The sequence below is a fragment of the Streptomyces sp. NPDC058671 genome (assembly GCF_042716475.1).
Lineage (GTDB): Bacteria > Actinomycetota > Actinomycetes > Streptomycetales > Streptomycetaceae > Streptomyces.
Window position 1 is genome coordinate 41602 of the sequence record NZ_JBHXSA010000027.1, and the last position, 18321, is coordinate 59922.

Annotated in this window: 12 protein-coding genes and 4 pseudogenes; 7 read left to right on the forward strand and 9 right to left on the reverse strand. The window is 69.8% G+C overall.

Translation table 11 applies throughout. The features are described 5' to 3' along the window. Window positions 1–47 precede the first annotated feature (47 nt). From ACFWV2_RS27955 to ACFWV2_RS27965, 3 genes and pseudogenes are all read right to left on the reverse strand, one after another. Window positions 48–1763, reverse strand: a complete 1716-nt coding sequence (locus ACFWV2_RS27955) for an ABC transporter ATP-binding protein (RefSeq protein ID WP_384409069.1) — start codon at window positions 1761–1763, stop codon at window positions 48–50. 375 nt (window positions 1764–2138) lie between these two features. Continuing rightward, window positions 2139–3153 (reverse strand): annotated as a pseudogene (locus tag ACFWV2_RS27960) (transposase); the annotation flags it as partial. A gap of 476 nt (window positions 3154–3629) precedes the next feature. Then, window positions 3630–4043: a hypothetical protein gene (locus tag ACFWV2_RS27965; protein ID WP_384408999.1), complete on the reverse strand. Its 414-nt coding sequence runs from the start codon at window positions 4041–4043 to the stop codon at window positions 3630–3632. A gap of 99 nt (window positions 4044–4142) precedes the next feature. Between ACFWV2_RS27965 and ACFWV2_RS27970 the strand changes: the two are divergent. Continuing rightward, window positions 4143–4316: pseudogene (locus ACFWV2_RS27970) on the forward strand (IS5/IS1182 family transposase); the annotation flags it as partial. An 85-nt stretch (window positions 4317–4401) separates the two neighbouring features. Here the strand turns inward: ACFWV2_RS27970 and pip are convergent. After that, a complete protein-coding gene (gene pip / locus ACFWV2_RS27975; protein WP_384409001.1) occupies window positions 4402–5364 on the reverse strand; it encodes a prolyl aminopeptidase in 963 nt (320 codons plus the stop codon). A gap of 308 nt (window positions 5365–5672) precedes the next feature. Beyond that, on the reverse strand, window positions 5673–7013 hold the full coding sequence (locus ACFWV2_RS27980) for an erythromycin esterase family protein (protein WP_384409003.1): 1341 nt from the start codon (window positions 7011–7013) through the stop codon (window positions 5673–5675). Window positions 7014–7135: 122 nt separating this feature from the next. Between ACFWV2_RS27980 and ACFWV2_RS27985 the strand changes: the two genes are divergently transcribed. After that, on the forward strand, window positions 7136–7726 hold the full coding sequence (locus ACFWV2_RS27985; RefSeq protein WP_384409005.1) for a TetR/AcrR family transcriptional regulator: 591 nt from the start codon (window positions 7136–7138) through the stop codon (window positions 7724–7726). 461 nt (window positions 7727–8187) lie between these two features. Here ACFWV2_RS27985 and ACFWV2_RS27990 read toward each other — a convergent pair whose 3' ends face one another. After that, window positions 8188–8928, reverse strand: a complete 741-nt coding sequence (locus ACFWV2_RS27990) for an NUDIX hydrolase (RefSeq protein WP_384409007.1) — start codon at window positions 8926–8928, stop codon at window positions 8188–8190. Between the two features lie 640 nt (window positions 8929–9568). Between ACFWV2_RS27990 and ACFWV2_RS27995 the strand changes: the two genes are divergently transcribed. Next, complete coding sequence (locus ACFWV2_RS27995; protein WP_384409009.1) at window positions 9569–9853, forward strand: Imm10 family immunity protein; 285 nt, start codon at window positions 9569–9571, stop codon at window positions 9851–9853. Then, a complete protein-coding gene (locus tag ACFWV2_RS28000) occupies window positions 9850–9972 on the forward strand; it encodes a hypothetical protein (RefSeq protein WP_384409011.1) in 123 nt (40 codons plus the stop codon). The genes ACFWV2_RS27995 and ACFWV2_RS28000 overlap by 4 nt, the downstream gene beginning before the upstream one ends. On the opposite strand, the pseudogene ACFWV2_RS28005 reads toward ACFWV2_RS28000, so the two are convergent. Together ACFWV2_RS28005 and ACFWV2_RS28010 are read right to left on the reverse strand one after the other, a co-directional pair. After that, window positions 9953–10779, reverse strand: a pseudogene (locus ACFWV2_RS28005) (IS5 family transposase). The gene ACFWV2_RS28000 and the pseudogene ACFWV2_RS28005 sit on opposite strands and share 20 nt — an antisense overlap. A 244-nt stretch (window positions 10780–11023) precedes the next feature. Then, on the reverse strand, window positions 11024–13105 hold the full coding sequence (locus tag ACFWV2_RS28010; RefSeq protein WP_384409013.1) for a trypsin-like serine protease: 2082 nt from the start codon (window positions 13103–13105) through the stop codon (window positions 11024–11026). Between the two features lie 527 nt (window positions 13106–13632). On the opposite strand from ACFWV2_RS28010, the gene ACFWV2_RS28015 reads away from it, so the two are divergent. Then, entirely contained in the window at window positions 13633–17106 is a 3474-nt protein-coding gene (locus tag ACFWV2_RS28015; RefSeq protein ID WP_384409015.1) for a colicin E3/pyocin S6 family cytotoxin, read from the forward strand. A gap of 179 nt (window positions 17107–17285) precedes the next feature. Here the strand turns inward: ACFWV2_RS28015 and ACFWV2_RS28020 are convergent, their stop codons facing one another. Continuing rightward, entirely contained in the window at window positions 17286–17549 is a 264-nt protein-coding gene (locus ACFWV2_RS28020) for a hypothetical protein (protein ID WP_384409017.1), read from the reverse strand. Between the two features lie 231 nt (window positions 17550–17780). Here ACFWV2_RS28020 and ACFWV2_RS28025 point away from each other — a divergent pair. Beyond that, window positions 17781–17921 (forward strand): annotated as a pseudogene (locus ACFWV2_RS28025) (AAA family ATPase); the annotation flags it as partial. 150 nt (window positions 17922–18071) lie between these two features. Further along, window positions 18072–18263, forward strand: a complete 192-nt coding sequence (locus ACFWV2_RS28030; RefSeq protein WP_384409019.1) for a hypothetical protein — start codon at window positions 18072–18074, stop codon at window positions 18261–18263. Window positions 18264–18321 lie beyond the last annotated feature (58 nt).

Genomic DNA, 18321 nt, shown 5'->3' on the forward strand with positions numbered 1-18321 from the left:
GCGGAGCCTCACGCGAACCGGGTGCCGCGGCGGGCGGCTCGTAGAGGTCACTTGCCGGCTGTGGCCAGAAATTGGGTGGCGGCGAGCTCGGCATACAGCGGGTCGGCGGTGATGAGTTCGCGGTGCGTGCCCACGGCCCGGACACGGCCTGCGTCCATGACGACGATACGGTCCGCCATGGTGACCGTGGACAGCCGGTGGGCGACCACCATCACGGTCGTGGTGCGGGCCACCTCGGTCACGGTGTCGCGCAGCGCGGCCTCGTTGACGGCGTCGAGCTGGCTTGTGGCCTCGTCGAGCAGGAGCAGCCGGGGGCGGCGCAGCAGCGCGCGGGCGATGGCGACGCGCTGACGCTCGCCGCCGGACAACTTCGTCCCGCGATGGCCCACGAGGGTGTCCAGGCCCTTGGGGAGCCGCTCGACGAGACCGTCGAGCCGAGTGGTCCCCATCACCCTCAGTACGTCGTCCTCGCCGGCGCCGGGGTTGCCGAGCAGCAGGTTGTCGCGCAGGGTGCCAGAGAGGACGGGCGCGTCCTGTTCGACGTACCCGATCGAGGAACGGAGCTGGGGTATCTCCCAGGCGTTCAGGTCGCGGCCGTCAAGGGTGATCCGTCCGGCCTCCGGGTCGTAGAACCGCTCGATGAGCGAGAAGACGGTTGTCTTGCCCGCGCCGGACGGACCGACGAAGGCCGTCATGCCTCGCTGAGGTACGGAAAAGGTCACGCCGTGGTGGACATGCGGCAGATCGTCCGAGTACCGGAACCTGACGTCCTCGAAGGCCAGCGCGGCAGGCTCGGCACCGGGTTCGGGCAGCGGCGCGGGCGCGGCGGACGGCTCAGCCGGCAACTGCAGAGCCTCGCGAATACGAGCCAGGGCGCCGGCTCCGGCCTGGTACTGGGTGACGGCGCCGACGACCTGCTGGATCGGTGACATCAGGTAGAAGACGTACAGCAGGAAGGCGACCAGCGTTCCCACATCGATCGCGCCGGTGGCGACCCGGGCGCCGCCGACCGCGAGCACGGTGATGAACGCGATCTGCATGGAAAGGCCGGCCGTGTTACCGGCCAGCGCGGACCACTTGGCGGCTCGAAGGCTCTGGCGCCAGGACTCCTCGGCCGCCGCGTGCACGGCCTGCTCCTCACGGTGCTCGGCGCCGGACGCCTTGATGGTGCGCAGTGCGCCGAGGACGCGTTCCAGTGATGCCCCCATCGTCCCGACGGCGTCTTGTGCCTGCCTGCTGGCCTTGTTGATACGGGGCACGAAGACACCGATCACCGTTCCCGCGACCACCACGACGCCGAGCGTGACCGCCAACAGAACCGGGTCGACCACGCCCATCATCACCAGCGTCGCGACGAGTGTCAGCCCCCCGGTGCCGAGACCCACCAGGGAGTCGGTAGTGACCTCACGCAGCAGGGTCGTGTCCGAGGTGACCCGGGCCATCAGATCGCCGGGTTCACTGCGGTCCACGGCCGCGATGCGAAGTCGCAGCAGATACGACGACAGGGTGCGCCGCGCGCCGAGGACGACCGACTCCGCCGTTCGCTGCAGGACGTACCCGCCGAGCGCGCCGATCCCCGCGTTGGCGACGACCAGAGCCGACATCAGCAGCAGGGCCCCGGCGATCGGACGGTCATCGGAGAGCGCGTCGATGAGAAACTTGGCCACCAGTGGCAGCGCGAGCCCGGTGGCTCCGGTGACCAGCGACAGCACCGCCCCGAGGAGCAACGTCCAACGGTGCGGACGTACGTAGCCCAGGAGCATGCGCCAGGCGGGCGTGGCGGTTTCGGTCGGTTCGTCGTTCGCTGGCCGGTCCAGCGGTGCGGGCTCGGTGGGTGAGACGGACTCTGTGGTGATGGCCACGCATGCTCCTCGTTGTCGTGCTGTGCCGGGTGGGGGGCGGGGTTCGCCCGGGCGGGAGGAAGCATCAATGTACGTCCGGGCCGGGAGGGTACGGGCCGTGATGTGAACCTCCAAGGAAGCCAGACGCGGTGAGAGGCCCTGCGGTTGAGGAAGGCAGCCGTGTCAGCTCTCCACGTGCTGGCCGCCCCGACGCCATCTAAACCGTCAACGGCCGCACTCTCACCCACACCTGTGACGCACTCGGCCGGCCCGTCCAGCGCCGCACAACCTCCGGTGTGTCCTCTGCGGTGGCATCGGTTCCGGACCACCACAGCCAGAACGGCTTCGGGGTGGCTCCGCCGGGCAGGTGCTCGATGTCCAGGCGAATCACGGTCCCCTCGACGATGGGAAGCGTGGCGTCGGCCGCGGCCCAGGACGAGCGGTGGGTGAGCTTGGGGTGGAGCCGGTCCCAGGACCGGGCGAGAGCGGTGCCTTAGAGACGCGTGTCGGTGACGGTTTCGGTGTCCGGGGTGCCCCAGGTGCCGGGCTGCCCGAAGACGAACTCGCCGCCGTGCCGGGGCGGACGACCCCTGGTGTGCGGCTCCCGCGGTGGTGCCGACCTGCGCAGGACACGGTCCGAGCGGATCCGTGCCAGCACCTGCACCGGCAGGTCCCGCAGCAGGTGGGCCAGCCGGGGCGCGTCGTATCCGGCGTCCGCGATGACGAGGACATCCGGGTCCCCGGGCTGCCACTGACCTGCGGTGATCAGCCGCTCGACCAGGTCGCGCAGCTGCCGGGCGGTGACGGTGGCGGTGTCGTCCCCCGGTGCCAGACGCAGGGCGTCCAGCGGCGCGGTCCACGAACTGCGGCTGGGCTCCAGCGCGCAGACGATCGAGTAGGGCCAGTCGGGAACGGGGATGTGCTGGTCCTTGCCCCGGCCGTAGGTGTGGCACAGGATCCGCTGCGGTGAGGTGTGAGCGTCGGGCCGTAGCCAGCAGGTGACGTCGACGGCCAGGACCAGCCGGCCGTCGGTGGCTCGTGGCAGCGGCACCGAGGCCAGGGCTTGTCGCATCCGGTCGACATCGATGCGGCCCTGGGCGAGGGCGGCGTAGAGCCCTCCGTGACCGCGGCGGTGTTCGCCCACCAGTGACAGCTCGGCCAGTGATCTCACCGGCCCGTCCCCGCACAGAACCGCGACCGCCAGCTCGAACAGGGCGTCCGAACGAGCGGTGAGACAGGAGTGGAACTCGCCCCGGAAGCGCGACAGTTCGGCCAGCGGCACTCGCCGGGCATCGTGATGCAGCAGACTCAATCCTCACGGCCTTCGTGCTGGCCGTGTGTGTTCCTTGGTCGGAGCACATGTTCGGACGAAGGCCGCTTCCGCGTGCGGCGGTTACCGAACCGAGGGATCAAGTACGACCCACCGTTCGAGGAACGGCTTCTACCGGCGGCGCAGAGATCCGGGCCCACAACGAGTGGACCAGTCACCGGTCGGCGACAACCGCTCTCCCCAGGCCCGCACGACGACAAGCCTGCCGTCTTCGAAAGCGATTCGGTCACCGGCAGCCAGGAAGAGCGGGCTCGCCAGCTCGAAGGCATACCCGTCATCGGTCTCGAGGTCCTTCACCAGTACCAACCGTGAGGTCGGCGTGGCTCCATCAGCTACCAGGCGCATGCCGAGATGCTCCCACGCGGCCTGAGATCACCTCGACCCCATTCAGCGGCTGGCCAACGGCCCAGCGTTAAGATCAAGTTAAGCGCTGTCCCGTAATCCCACGAGGCTGAGGGTCATGCCGTGTCCGGGTCGGTGCCGATGGCACCGGCCGAGCGAAGTGAACGCCCGAGGTCTCCGGTAAGGATGTGGGGGTGTCGCCGCCACCACCACAGGTCGGGGCTGGGCAGCCTGTGGAACTGATCGAGTGCTTGGCCGTCGTCGTCGACGATCGCGGCCTTGTACTGGTCGTCCACGGCTTTGATCCGCGGGGTCCAGAGCTGGACGATGTGGTCGTCCAGTAGGAGCCACGCCTCGTGCAGCCAGTTTCGGCAGTAGAGGTCGTTGGTGTACTCGTAGATGTCGTCGCCGTAGCCACGCTCAATGACGCTCACCAGGGCGGCCCACGCGTTCACCCTTTCGGCGACGGTGAATGCCGTCCGCCAGCCGCGCTGGTGCAACAGCGCTGCCACTTCGGTTTCGGTAGCCACGGGCGTGAGGCTCTCATGCCGAATCTGTCCGGGCGACCGAGATGTGTCCCGTCCGAGGCTGGCGGCCCCGCAGCGTGATCAAGATGAGACGATCTGGCCGTGGCTGGTGTGATCACGGCGTCGGAGCCGTCCTGGGTAGCCCCGTTCAGCGGGCTGAGCCCGAGGCAGTCCGGGAAGCTGGTGACCGTTCTGCGGTGCCATGGTGCGGACGCGGTCCGCAAGGGCCGGCCGTGGAGCCTGCCGCTTGAGGACCGTGCCCTGCTGGTGGCCGCGTAGTTCACACATCCGCACAACACCGAGACGGATGAAGATGTCGGGCGACACGTGAGGTGTCAGCGACTCGCTGCTCGGTCTGGTCTCATTCCTGGCGAGCGAATCGGTCGAGTGCCTTGAGTACATGGGCGCGGGTTGTGTCGCTGCCCAGATGGCCTGCGTTGTCGACGATGGTCAGCTCGGCATCGGGCCAGGCGCGGACGAGTTCCCATGCGGTGTCGAGCGGGCCGGCCAGGTCGAGTCTGCCGTGGATCAGCACGCCCGGGATGCCGGCCAGCCGGTGTGCGTCGTGCAGGAGTGCGCCTTCTTCCAGCCAGGCGCCGTGGGAGAAATAGTGGGAGCAGATGCGGACCAGGGCCAGTTGCTCGGTCGGCGGGCGGTCGCCGTAGGGGTGGGAGGTGCCGTTCGTTTCCCCGGACAGGACTGCGTCCTCCCAGGCGCACCAGTCGGCTGTGGCCTTCTCTCGTACTGCGGGGTCGGGATGTTCCATGAGGCGTGCGTAGGCCGCGACAATGTCACCGTCACGTAATGTGCCGCCAGCTCCCGCTAGGAAGCGTTCCCACTGCTCGGGAAAGAACCGGCCCGCCCCGCGGTAGAGCCAGTCGATCTCGGAGCGCCGGGTGGTGGTGACGGCGGCGATGACGATCTGCGACACCCGCTCCGGGTACGTCTCGGCGTAGGCCAGGATCAGGGTGGAGCCCCACGAGCCGCCGTACAGCAGCCAGCGGTCGATACCCAGATGCTCCCGCAGCCGCTCCATGTCGGCGATCAGGTGCTGGGTGGTGTTGTACCGCATGTCGGTCGTGGGTTCGCTCGCGTTGGGGGTGCTGCGGCCACAGCCGCGCTGGTCGAACAGGACGATCCGGTAGCGGTCCGGGTCGAAGTACTGGCGTGCCCCGGTCCCGCATCCTGATCCTGGACCGCCGTGGACGACGAGTGCGGGCTTGCCGTCAGGGTTGCCGCAGACCTCCCAGTACACGAGGTTGCCGTCGCCGACATCGAGCATCCCCTCCTCGTACGGCTCGAGCGGTGGGTACAGCTCGCTCATTTTCGGATCTCCCGGCAGCTAAATGTGGACAAGGCCTTGTAGTAGACAACACGGCCGAGGTGACACCGGCACCTGCACGATCGGCAGGGCTGGGCGCTCGGCCACCCGCTGCCGTGAAAGGAGTTCCGCACGCCCCAGGCCACCCAGGTGCCGCTGGACGAAGACGAGGAGCGCGTCGCCCGCGCCCAGCGTCTGCTCATCCAGCTGGGCGCCGCCCTGGTCTGCCAGTCCTCCGACACCCGCCTGACAGAGCCGGGTGTGGTCAATCGTCGCCGACTTCTTTCGGAGCTCGGTTCTCCGTCTTCGAGTCATCGGAGGAGGTGGGCGGCTTCGACTTGATGGAGGTGGATGAGGATGTCGTACGAGTGGCCGAGGGCGGTGGCCGGGTCATCGGTCGACCAGTACAGGCCGTAGGAGCGGGTGGGGCGGGCTGCGGCGAGCCAAGTGCGGGCTGCCGGGGGCGCGGTGCGCAAGTCGATGGTGAAGTCGCGGTGGCAGAGCTTGTCGAGGGTGTGCTCGTTGTGGCCCTGCGGGGCCGGTGTGACGGTGTACTCCTGGGGCTGGGCGGTGAAGTCGGGCAGGGCGTTGACAGTGCCCTGGTTGAAGGTCAGGCCGATGTTGACGTAGTCCGGGCCGAGTTGGGTGCGCAGGAAGGCGCCGGTGGGCTCCGGGAACTCGTCCGGGTTGTCGCTGGTGTAGGCGACGTGGCTGTTGTTGGAGGCGAGCAGGATGCGGCCGTCCTTGTGCTGCAGCCACCAGGCGGTGTTGGCGGCCATGGCCCGGTCGCGGTAACGCATGCGCTCAGGGAACTGTTCGTCGGGGAAGGCGTAGGCGGTGTAGCTCTGGGCGATGGCGGTGGCGTTCTGCAGGGCCCAGGCGTGCGCCCGATCGGTGTCGCGGTCGATGGTGTGGGGGCGGCCGTGGTTGCGGAGCAGTGCCAGGGCTGCGTCGGCCCGGTCGGCCTCGGCCCGGCGTGCCGGTAGTTCTTTGGTCAGCTGGGCGAGCATCCACGGTCCCGCCTGTGTCCCGGTCGCCGGCTTCAGCCCGGCGTAGAGGTCGCTGATGCGCTCGGCCAGGTCGGGGCGGTGGGTGGCGAGGTCGTCGGTGACGTGATCGAAGGCGTCGGGTCCGGCGTAGCCGAGGTCGTTGCCCACGAACCGCAGCTGCGGCCGGTCGGGGTGGGTGAGGTTGTAGCGGTGCATCCACAGGATCAGGTCGAGGTACTCCTTGGTGTTCCACAAGGTGTATTGCCCTTGGAACTCGTCCCGCATGATCTGGACGGGGTCGCCGATGCCGCGGGTGACGTAGGCGTCCAGGCGTAGGCCGGTGCTCCAACTCGCCTCCAGGGCGAAGGTGGTGAAGCCCTTGGTGGCGACGAGATGTCGGAAGACTCGATGCTTGAGTGTGAAGAACTCGTGGGCGCTGTGGCTGGCCTCGCCCAGCCCCACGACGTGGGCGTCGCCGACCATGCGGCCGAGCGCCTTCAGGTCGCTCAGGGGCCGCGCCCCGCGGTTCAGGGCGTCGACCGGCTCAGCAGCCGAGGAGCTCCCCGCTGCGGCGGTGCCGGCGCCGAGGGACCCCGAAGAGACGACGGTGGCTGCGGCCAGGCTGAGTAGACGGCGGCGGCTGACGGGGCGGGCGTGGCTCATGGCGTCTCCTCGACTGGTGGGATACGGCACGACAGTACTCAAAATTTGGGCGCTTGCACAAGACGAACGTCTGAGTCGAACGCCTCATGCAAATGTTCAATGCATCGGGTAGCGTTCCCGGCATGGGAAATCGCGAGGATCTACTGGCGGGGGCCAGGCTCTGCCTGGAGGAGAAGGGGTGGGCCCGGACCACGGTGCGCGACATCGTGACGGCGGCCGGCGGCGTGAGCATGGCGGCCATCGGCTACCACTTCGGCTCCCGTGAGGCGCTCTTGAACGCCGCACTCATCGAGGCGATCGACGAGTGGGGCACCCGAATCGGCCGCACACTGGCCTCCTTCGGCGAGGCGGGAAGCAGCCCGGCCGTGCGCTACGAGGCGATGTGGGCGGAGATCATCAAGTCCTTCCAGGACGACCGGACGCTGTGGCTGGCCACACTCGAAGCCCTACTCCAGGCGGAACATTCCGATGGTCTGCGCCGCTACCTGGCCGGAAGTCAGGCCCAGGGCCGCCGGGGTCTCGCCGCGCTGCTGCTCGGCACACCCGAGGACGAAGTCAGCGACACCGCCACCCGCACCCTGGGCGCCGCGCAGATGGCCCTATTCACCGGTCTGATGACGCAATGGCTCACCGACCCCTACCAGGCTCCCGACGCCTCTGAAATCGTCGCGGGTCTGCGCGCTCTCACCGGCATCGTCGACGCACACGAGTAGCCAGGGCATCGACAGGGCGACCCGATCTGGACAACGACGGGCAGTCTGTTACATCACGGTCTGCAGCCGCTTCTCTGCTGCACCTCGCCGAGGGCGCCGCCGGTCCGGGAAGCGGCACGGTCCACGACTCGCGCCACTCTGCCGCTGCGGTGTGCCAGGGCGGTGCCCCTCCGCGCGCCGCGGCGCCGACCTGTTGACCAACGCCTTCGGGCGTTGGTCCTGAGGTTGGCGAAGGGCAGAGATCCCACGTGAAGTTCGTGCACAGCCGGCAAGCATTCACCAGGCTTGACCCTGCAACCCACCGCGAACCCACGGGCCTACCCCTGACATCAGGCGACAGACCGTTGAGTTCTGGACCGAGGGCGTCGAGCTGGTCCCCATCCCGTCGCCGTACGCCCGGCGAATGGTGCCGCGCGTGCCGCGGCACATGCCTCCGTGGGCGGCTTGAGAAAGTTCCTCCCTCACCGCTTTAACCTGTCGGCGGTGAAGTACCGGTCGACGACCTGCGGCAGGTAGTCCGCCGTCGGGCCGAGGCGGCTGACCATGATCGGTGAGGGAACGAAGTCGATCTCGTCGAGTTCCGGAGTGACGCCGTGACCGACCTGCGCGACGGACTGTTCTGAGTGCAAGCCACGTACGAGCGCGCTGGATGTGCGCGGGCAGAGGAAGTGGAAGCCGAGGCTGCCGAACCGGTTGCCGCGGGTGAGGGCCCAGAGCCGAAGCGTCTTGTCGTCGACGTGGATTCCGATCTCCTCGGCAAGCTCGCGGGCGGCATGTCGTCGCAGCACCTCGATGTCCAGAGGGGCTCCGGACGGCGGCGGTTCGGCAGCCCCTCCAGGCAGGGTCCAGCGACCCGGCGCGGCTGTGGTGGGTGAGCCCCGGCCGACCACGAGGCCGCTTTCGGTGGGGAGGAGAACGGTGACGAAAAGGGACCCCGGAACCCGTTCCGCTGGCCACAGGCGGCGCAGTGCTCGGTCCCGGTACGTCATCGCCGCCCATCGCACCACCGGCGCATCGGACCCGACACTGTCCACGCCGAGCGTGACGGCCAGCGGTCCGTCGAATGTCTCAGGGGTGAGCGCGCGGGTCTGCGCCCAGAGGCGGTCTACCTCGCTGCGCTCCCACGGCGTGAGGGCCGGTGGCGTGTCCTGGACGAACGCGACGTCGTAGGCGAGGAATTCGACCGCGGCAGGGCTGGGCACGCTCCAGGATAACCGTGCCGTTCCGGTGCCGACCTGGTGAGCACGGACGGCACCGAAACGGCGCCCGTCCGAACGGGCGAACTGACATGAGCTACGCGCCCTGGGACGAGGGTCTCGGCGATGCTGAGCGCGGCCGCTACTTGGGTCTGGCCGTCCTCCGCCGACGGCGCTTGCGGCCAGGGCGGTGGCGACCCGGGCGCGTGCCCGATGCGATTGCGACTCCGGTCGGCTCCCGTGCAGGGTCAAGGTCTCGTACGCGGCAGTCAGCGCACCGCCCGGACGGGTGAGGGCTGTAAGCGTGGTGCCGCTCGCCGGTCGGGCTGGTGTGGCCGGTCCCGTAGACAGGGACGGCGGCCTGCGGTCCGACGACAGGACCGGACCTCACCGCTGCTGCCCCTCTCGCCGGGGTCCGCGCTACCCCGAGCGCGCGGACTCCGTCGACGGCAACGGGCAGCGGGTGGAGCCAGAGCTGCCCCCAACCGGCAGGGCGCTGACGGCGGCGCGGCCTCGCCCAGCACGCAGGGAGGCTGGCTCCGCCGTCGTGCCTGACCGCATAAGAGGTCGTTTCTTATGGAGGCTTCTCCAGCACTTGCGGCGGAGGGAAGCGTGGGCTGTGTTGGGCTCCTGGTAGAACCGGCGTATGACATACAGGTTCACGGCCCGTGCGGTGGCTGCGGAGGTCGACGTTGGTGAGATGCAGGCTGGCGTGGCGGAGGAGGATGAGGGCTTCTTCCTGCTGTTCACGCGCACCATCGGTGAGCCGTCCGAACAGGAGGACTCGCTCGGGCGCGACACGTACTGCGTGATGACCCCGGACCAGTGCACGGCGTATGGCTGTGTCCGCGAGGTGGCCCTGACGGGCACCCTGCTCGCGGTGTCGCTGGACCCCGATTGTCTGGACGACTTGGAGTTGGAGGACGGGTGATCGAGGCAGTGCTCGACGTGCCCGTCGAGAGCATTGACGAGATGCGCGAGGTGCTTGCGAAGGTGCTGACGTTCGGACGCGAGGATGCCCGGCCTCGGCTCACTGGTTTCTCGGTTTGATCCTCCTATGGAGGCGGCGGTATTTGATCAGGAGTGCCGCGATGCCGACGAAGGCGAGGAAGTGTTCGGCCTTGCGTTCGTAGCGTCGGTGGAGCCGTCGGCAGCCGGCCAGCCACGACACGGTTCTTTCGACCACCCAGCGATGGCGGCCCAGCCGGTGTGAGGACTCGACGCCCTTGCGGGCGATGCGAGGACGGATGCCCAGCTCGCGCAGCCATCGGCGCAGGTGGTCGTAGTCGTAGCCCTTGTCGGCGTGCAGTTTCGCCGGCCGCCGGCGCCGAGGTCCGCGGCGTGAGCGGATGGGTGGGATGCCGCGCACGAGCGGCTCCAGGCCCTGGCTGTCGTGCATGTTCGCGCCGGAGATGCCCAAGGACAGAGGGAGCCCGTTCCGGTCGCAGATCAGGTGAATTTTCGATCCCGGCTTGCCGCGGTCGGTCGGATTCGGTCCCGCCAGTGGCCCCTTTTGTGGCCCGCAGACTGACCTAGTCGATCGCGCACCGTGATCAGTCCAGCTCGCCTCGCGCTCCGAGTGCGTCGAGGATCACGCGCGAGCCGGGTCCAGACCCGGTCCCGGCTCCACTGGGCGAATCTGCGGTAGACCGTCTGCCAGCTCGGGCCGAACACCGGCGGCAGTTGCCGCCAGGTGCAGCCCGAGGTCGCCACGAAGATGATCGCGGCCAGGGCTTCGCGGTCAGCCACCCGGCGTCGGCCACCGCCCTGCGGACGTATCACCACCGTCGGGGGCACCACCCGCCGGAACAAGATCCACAACTCGTCCGGCACCAGCGGCTCGATGAGATCCGTCATGCACGGCTCAACGACCCACCACGCCAAAAGAAGCGACGTGTAAGCAGGGCGACCTGCAGAAAGAGCCGCTGCCTCTGCCTGATGTGTGGGGCGTCGGCCAGATGTGATGCCTGTGCTTGGGCGTGAAGCCGGACCAAGCTGCGTTCTGGGTGTACGGGTCGAGCCCGGAGCGGTGGGCTCCGGGCTCGACGTGGATGAGTGCTTTCGCCGCGCCGTTAGAGGCTCGGCGGGGATGGCAGGCCTGCTAGAGGGTGCCGGTGATGGCGGTGGTGCCGAGGGTGCCGGTCACGCCCTGGAGGGTGACTGTGGTGGTCGGGGTCCAGGTGCGGTCGGCGTGGCGGATGATGTGGATGAGCTTGTTGTCGCTGGTGGTGGCGGTGAGCTGCAGTTCGCCGTCGACGTGTGCGGCGCCGAGGGACTTGACGGTGACCGTGCCCATATAGTCCTTGAGGTCACCGAAAGTGGCCCAGGTGCGATCCGCCTTGCGGATGGCGTGGTACTGGCGGGTGCCGTTGTCGGTGGCGATGACGATCTGCGCGTCGCCACCGGTACCGGCCATGCTCACCGAGGTGATGGGACCAGTCGTGCCCGCGGCGCTGGCGACGTTGCCCCAGGCGCTCCACTGTCCGGCGGTGTTGCGGATGGTGTGGAAGGCCTTGCCACCGCTTACTGCGATGAGCTGGAGCTCGCCGCCGACGCTGGCGGTGGCGGCGGTGGTCACGGCGCCGATCGGCCCGACAGCGCCGGCGATGTCACCGAAGGAAGTCCAGTGGCCGGTGGCGTTGCGCAGGGTGTGGAAGACCTTACCGCCGGCGACCGCGACGACGTGGAGGTCGCTGCCTACGGAAACGGCCGAGACCTGCGTGACGTTGCTGAGGGTCCCGGCGACGTCACCGACGTGACCGAAGTTTCCCCAGGTGCCGTCGGCCTTGCGGATGGTGTGGTAAATCTTCCCGTCGCCGCTGAGGGCCACGACGTGGGTGTCGGCGTTGATGCCGGCCGCGGCGGCCGTGCGGATGCCGCCGATGTTCGTCGCCTTGGTCTGGACGTCGGTGAAGCCGGTCCAGGAGCCGTCGGCCAGGCGGATGCCCTGATAGAGGCTGGTGCCGGCCTGCACGAGGGTCTCGGCCTTCCAGCCGGGAGCCAGGGCGCGGGTCTGCTGGATCCAGTCGCGGGTGTTGTCGGTGCGGGTGTCCCAGGCGCCGCGGGTGTCCCCTGCGGCGGTGCCGAGGCAACCGGGCTGCCAGGAGCGGCTGCCGAGGGCGACGAGCGCGGGCTTGCCATTCTCGGTGCGGAGCGCGGGGGCTCCGGCGTCGCCCTTGCAGACGGTGGCGTCGGCAGGGGTCTTGGCGGCGAGTTCGAAGCCGGCGTCGGTCAGAGCACCGACGGTGAAGGTGGAGGTGTGGACCTTGGAGGGGGCCCACTCGGTGGCGGTGCGGCCGAACCCGGCGACCGTCAGCTCCTCGCCGGCCTGGGGCGCGGTGGAGGAGAGGGCGACCGGGGTGATGCCGGTGGCGGGCTGGGCCAGGCGGGCCATGACCAGGTCCCGGTCGGGGTGCGGCACCAGCTGGACGATCTCGGTGGTGTGGCCGCCGGAGGTGGCCAGGTCCATCCGGCCCACCGTGACGGTCGTCTTCTCCTTCGGGGCCCCGGCCGTCACCGTGTTGCTCTCCGCCGGGTTGTCAGCGAGGCAGCTCTTGGCGGCGAGCACCCAGTTCGGGTCGACCAGCGCGCTGGTGCACATGCGCTTGCTGTCGCCTACCGTCAGCTTGCCGGTGAAGGCGAGTGTGGCGTCACCGGTGGGAGCCGGAGCTGTACCGCTCGGACCGGTGACCCGGATCTCCACGAGCTTGCTGCGGGAGCCGCCCGCCTGGCCTTCGCCGACGCTCGCGTAGCCGTCCTTGGCGATGGTGACGGTCTTGCTGGTGCCGTCTGCGGCGGTCAGGCTGGCACTCAGCGGCTGGTCGGCCGCGTCGATCGCGAAGACGCGGTCGAGCTCCAGGGTCAGCAGACCGGTGCTCGCCCGGGAGACGAAGCAGTAGGTGCCCTGCCGGTTGACGCTCTCGTCCTTGACCGTCATGACGCGGATCTGCTTGACGGCCGGATCGCAGTCGGCAAGGAGGACGTTGCCGTCACCGCGGACGAGCTTGATGCCCTCCTCCGCCAGGATCTGCTCGGCGTTCGGGTAGGCGCCGTCCTCGAAGGCGAACGGCATCTCCGCCGGGGTGGTCGGCGTGTCCACGGCGACGGCGGAGCCGGCCAGGGGAGCGCTGAGCGCGGCCACGACCATGGTCGCGACGGCCATTCTGGTGGCGCGGTGGTGCACCTGTTGAAATCCTTCCGAAGGCGGCTCGAAAAAGGGCCGCAAAATGGCATGGCATTGCTGCCGGACCAGGTTTACGGCAGGCCGGCGCAGATGCACGAAAAACATTGCCTGTTGGTCGGTCCCTGTCAAGCTCATTGCCGGTGACGATGATCACCGGCCTTTCTGGGCAACCTTTTGGGCGGTTGGGCGTCGCGGCGTCTCGTTGTGGCGAGGGTGGGTCTCATCTGCGAGGACCGCGCTCTCTCGACCCCTCGGGTATGGCAAGATCCCCGCGTCGGGTGAGGCTTTACAGGTGGGTTTCCAAGCGGCGAACAAATTCCGCATTCCGCGTCGCGGGCACGCTCGCCGACCGAAAGTCGGGCGTCGCGCTACCACACCTTCTTCCCGTACGACGAACCATGACTGCATCCGGCCGTCTCGCACCGGCCGGACGACGAGATGAGTTGACTTTGAGGCGAAGAGATCGCCGACCACATCCGTCACGGACGGCGCGCGGTGTCGTCCCGTCGCTCGGCCGTGCCGGCCTCATGCTGGCGCTGTTGGCGGGGCTGCTCGGCACGACGCCATCGATCGCCCGGGCGGAGGACGCCCCCGTCGTCACAGCCGACGGGGTACCGGCGACACCGCGCGGCCGGGTCGTCCAGCTGTGGAAGTCCGGGGGCCCCGGGGTCAAGGCCGCCGCCGAGGTGGCGTTGACGGGCAGTGACACCGAGGTCCAGCGGTTCCTGGACCAAGTGGCGCCGGAGGCGGCCCACCAGGACGACCGGGTGGCGACCGCCCAGGTCGCCAGCGTCGGCGGCCAGAGCCTCATCGAGGCGGCCCGCACCGCGCTCGCCGGCACGCCGCAGGACATACGGACGTTCCTCACCGACGGCTGGAAGGCTCCCCTGGAGCAGGACCAGCGGGTGCGGGTCGCCCAGATCATCGACACGGCCGGACCGATCGTTCAGGAAGAGGGCCGCGAGGCTCTCAAGGGGTCCGCCGACGACGTCAAGGCGTTCCTCGACGAGGGGCGCTACGACTGGCAGGAGCAGGACGAGCGGGTCCAGCTGGCGCAGGTCCTGAGCATCGGCGGGCCGAACGTCCGCACCGCCGGGCGGATCGCGCTCAACGGCTCCGCCCAGGACATCCGCGAGTTCCTCCTCGTGGGCCAGCACGTGGCCCGCAACCGCGACCAGGAACACGCCACCGTCGCCGAACTCGCCGCCCTGGCCAGGGAAGCGGGCCGTCAGGCCCGCGAGGAGACCACCGCGGCCAAAGAAGCCTCCGCGCGCGCCGTCGAAGCCTCCCGGCTCGCCAAGGAGGCCGCCGCGAGGGCCGCGGCCGAGACCGAGGCCGCGCGTGACGACTCGCAGCGGGCCGCGTCCGCCGCCTCCCGCGCCGCCAGCGCGGCGAGCCAGGCCGCAGCCGCTGCCGAGACCGCGATCAACGCGGCTCGCGCCGCGAGCAATTCGGCGCGCGTCGCGGCCAACGCCGCGGCCCAGGCCGCCGCCGCGGCGGCAGGTGCGTCCCAGGCTGCCGCCCGGGCCCGGGGAGCGGCCGCCAACGCCGCCACCGACGCCACCCAGGCCGGCGCCTCCCGGCGCGCCGCCGAGGACGCCCGCAACGCTGCCAAGGGTGCGGAGGAAGCGGCGGAAGCCGCCAACCAGGCCGGTATCGCCGCCACCGCGGCGGGCGCGGCGGCCACCGCCGCCGTCAGCGCCGGTGCGAACGCCGACGCCGCGGCGGGCGCCGCCGAGGACGCCAGCCGTCACGCGGACGCCGCCGGCGTCCACTCCGACGAGGCGGCGGCAGCCGCCGCCCTCGCCCGCAAGCAGGCCGCGGAGGCCACCCGCGCCGCGAAGGCTGCCGAAGCACTGGCCGCCAAGGCCGCGAAGGCCGCCTACGAGGCCCGTGACGCGGCACGAAGCGCCGCCACGCACGCCCGGAACGCCGCCACCGCGGCGGACGAGGCAGCCGCTCACGCCGGTGAAGCGGCCACCGCCGCCGCCCAGTCCACCGCCCACGCCGCCGCCGCCACCGTCGCGGCCAACATCGCCAGCGCGGCCGTCCAGAAGGCGAAGGACACGTACGACCTGGCCCGCCAGGTGGAGGCGGAAGAGCTCACCGCGCGGACGAACGGCGCGATCGAACGCGCAGCCGTCCTCAAGGTCGAGGAAGACGCCCGCGAGAAGCAGCGGGCCGACCTGGCCAAGGAGCTCGGCGACCTCGACGCGGCCCTGCGCGCGCTGACCGCCGAGGCCACCCAGACCGGTGCAGACACGGCCGCCATCGCGGCCAAGGCGCGCCCCCTCGCCCTCCGGACGATGAAGCTCGGCGGCCCCTGGGCCCGGAGCGCCGCGCAGGTCGCCCTCGCCGGCTCGGAAGAGGAGATCGCCGCGTACGCCCGTGCCGGATGGCAGAAGGCCGTACAGGACGACGAGCGCACCGACGCCGAACGCCTCGCCCTGGACTCCCCGTCGGCTCCGATCCGCTCCGCGGCCGCCCAGGCCCTCGCCGGTGACGCCGCCGCGGTCCACCAGTTCGTGGCCAAGGGCCAGTATGAGGTGGCGGCCCAGGACATGCGCGTCCACATCGCCCGCATCATCGACACTGGTGGTCCCATCACCGAGGAGCGCGGCCGGGCCGTCCTAGCCGCCAATTCCGTCGACGCCTACCGCGCCTTCATCACCGAGGGAGCGCGCCTCGCGCGCGTCGAGGACGAGCGCATCCGGGCCGCCCAGCTCAGGGACAGGGACCCGCAGGACGCGGAGATGATCGCCGCCGCGCGCGTGGCGCTCGTCGGCCCCTCCGACCTGCTGCACTCCTTCATCACGACCGGCCAGTACAAGGCCCAGCGGCAGGACGAGCTCGCGGCCGTCCACCGCGCCCGTGTACAGGAGCTGATCGCTGAGGGCTTCGCGGTCGCGGCGACGGCACAGCAGGACGCCGCGCTAGCCCGCAAGGTTGCGGCCATCGCCCGCAAGGCGTCCGCCGAGGCGGACGAGGCGGCACGGCAGGCCGCCGCCTCAGCCACGGAGGCGCAGGGTTACGCGGAGGACGCCGCCGCGTCCGCCAAGGCCGCCAAGGAGTCCGCGGACGACGCCGCCGCCTCCGCCAAGGCCGCCAACCAGGCCCGCGTCGAGGCCCAGAACGCCGCTGAGCGTGCCGTCCGGTCTGCCACCGCCGCTCAGGGCTCGGCCACCTACGCCCGTTTCGAGGCCGAAGCCGCGTGGGCGGCGGCCGACGAGGCGCGGCAGAGCGCCACCGCCGCGGGCAAGGACAGGGACGCGGCCAATCTGGCGGCGGTGGAGGCGTTCGCCGCCGCGGTCCAGAAGTACCGCGAGGAAGAGGCAACGTTCCGCGCCGTCGAGCAGGAGTGGCGTGAGGCGGAAGCCGAGGCGGGAGCCGAGGAGCAGGAGGTCGACGAAGGCTGGGTGCCCGACTGGCTGGAGGAGAAGGCGAACACGGTCGGCATCTACGCTACCGAGATCTTCACCAACACCGACGTCATGGCCGGAGCCTTCGAGACAGTCCTGAGCGTCTACGCGATCGAGGCGGGCATCGGCGGCATCGTCGCCGGAGGCGCGGTCTGCCTCACCGGAGTCGGCTGCTTCGCCGGTGCCCCCGCTATCGCCATCAGCGGCGGACTCGTCGTCGGCGGAGCCTTCGGCGCGGCTGACGGCCTGTCCCGGATCGACGACGGCCTCGGCGTCGCTCTGCGCAACGCCCGCGACCGGTCGAACGCCTCCCAGAAGGTGCAGACGGGCCCCGCCCCGACGCCCCAAGGCGGACTGCCCGCCTTTCCGGGCGCCAAGCCAGCCAAGAAGAAGACCCCCGTCCAGGGCGGCGGCGGGTTGCGCGCCCGCTGGAAAGATGCCAAGGGACGAATCTACGAGCACGACCGCCAGCACGACACGGTCGAGATGTACGACAAGAACGGCAAGCACCTCGGCGAGTTCGACTACCGGACCGGGGAGCAGACCAAGCCGCGCGACCCCTCGCGAAAGGTGGAGAAGTGAGCCGTATACCGAGCAAGTAACACGGCTCCCGGACAGTCTCTGCCGCCTGCAAGCACGCGCTTGAGCCACCGGAAGCCGTGAGGAACCGATCGACGCGATCCGCGCGGCTCGGCGTTGTCACCCTGACGACGCCGGGCCGCGATGTATGTACGGGCGATCGCCGGGTCACCGGCCGTCGGTCACCCCGCCGCGTAACTGCCGGTCTGATAGTCCAGCGCCGGGTCCGGGGGACCGCAGTGGAGGATCTCGTCCACTGCCGGCCAGACGGACAAGGGGACGTCGTATCCGTACAGCATCCAGGGGTCGTCCTCATCGGGAGTGATGACCTCGCGCAGGCGCTTGATCTGATCTCGGCTGATGGGGTGCTGCGTGCGCAGGAGCTCGTCGTCCTTGCCGAATCCGTCCAGGGACCAGACAACGTCGTGGGGTTCTACAGAGGTCATGGACATAGACTAAAGCCGGGGAGAAACACCCCTACCTGTTAATGCGGCCACACTTATTCTCGCCCTGACCCCGCTCGCCGCGTCCTACACCACGGCCACTACCGCTCACGCGGCACCCACAGCGGCAGGGCCGGGATATAGCCGAGGCCGTCGCCCGGTTCACTGTCGCTCCCTCGACGGCAAACGCCCATGAACAGGCCCTGGATGAAGCGACGGCCTCAGCTACGCCTGGAGACGTTCACCGACCCGCGCCTCTGCGCGGCCATCGTGGACCGCCTCACCTTCGGCGGCAACATCACCGAGACCGGCACCGACTCATACCGCCTCGCTACCACCCGCGCCCGCGCGGAGCAGCAATCAGCGGCTGGTTGACCAATGCAGCCGGGCTCGTCTAGAGAGCTGCCAATCTTCCTGAAGACTGCCCAGCAGATTAGCAGCCCGTCCGGGTGCCGTTGGCAGCACGTACAGGGGGTTGATTCCGTCGGTGTCGACGTTGCACCGGGTGATCCGCAGGGACGCCGGGTGGGCCGGGCTCTGCTCGTCGAGCGGGAGCCCGTGGTGGCCGGGCCGAGCAGGCTCGATCCGCTCAGCGAGCTGGGCCTGAACGTCGTGGCCGACCAAGGCACCGGCGGGCAGGTTTTTCTGCGGGAACAGAAGCATCTGGCGCAGGTTCCGGTTCTGGTACCGGGCGCCCAGGTGGTGCAGATGCCCTAGTCCTGCAGATATCCGTAGGTCGGATTCCTCTCGCGGTGTTCGCGTTCTGCCGCCAGGG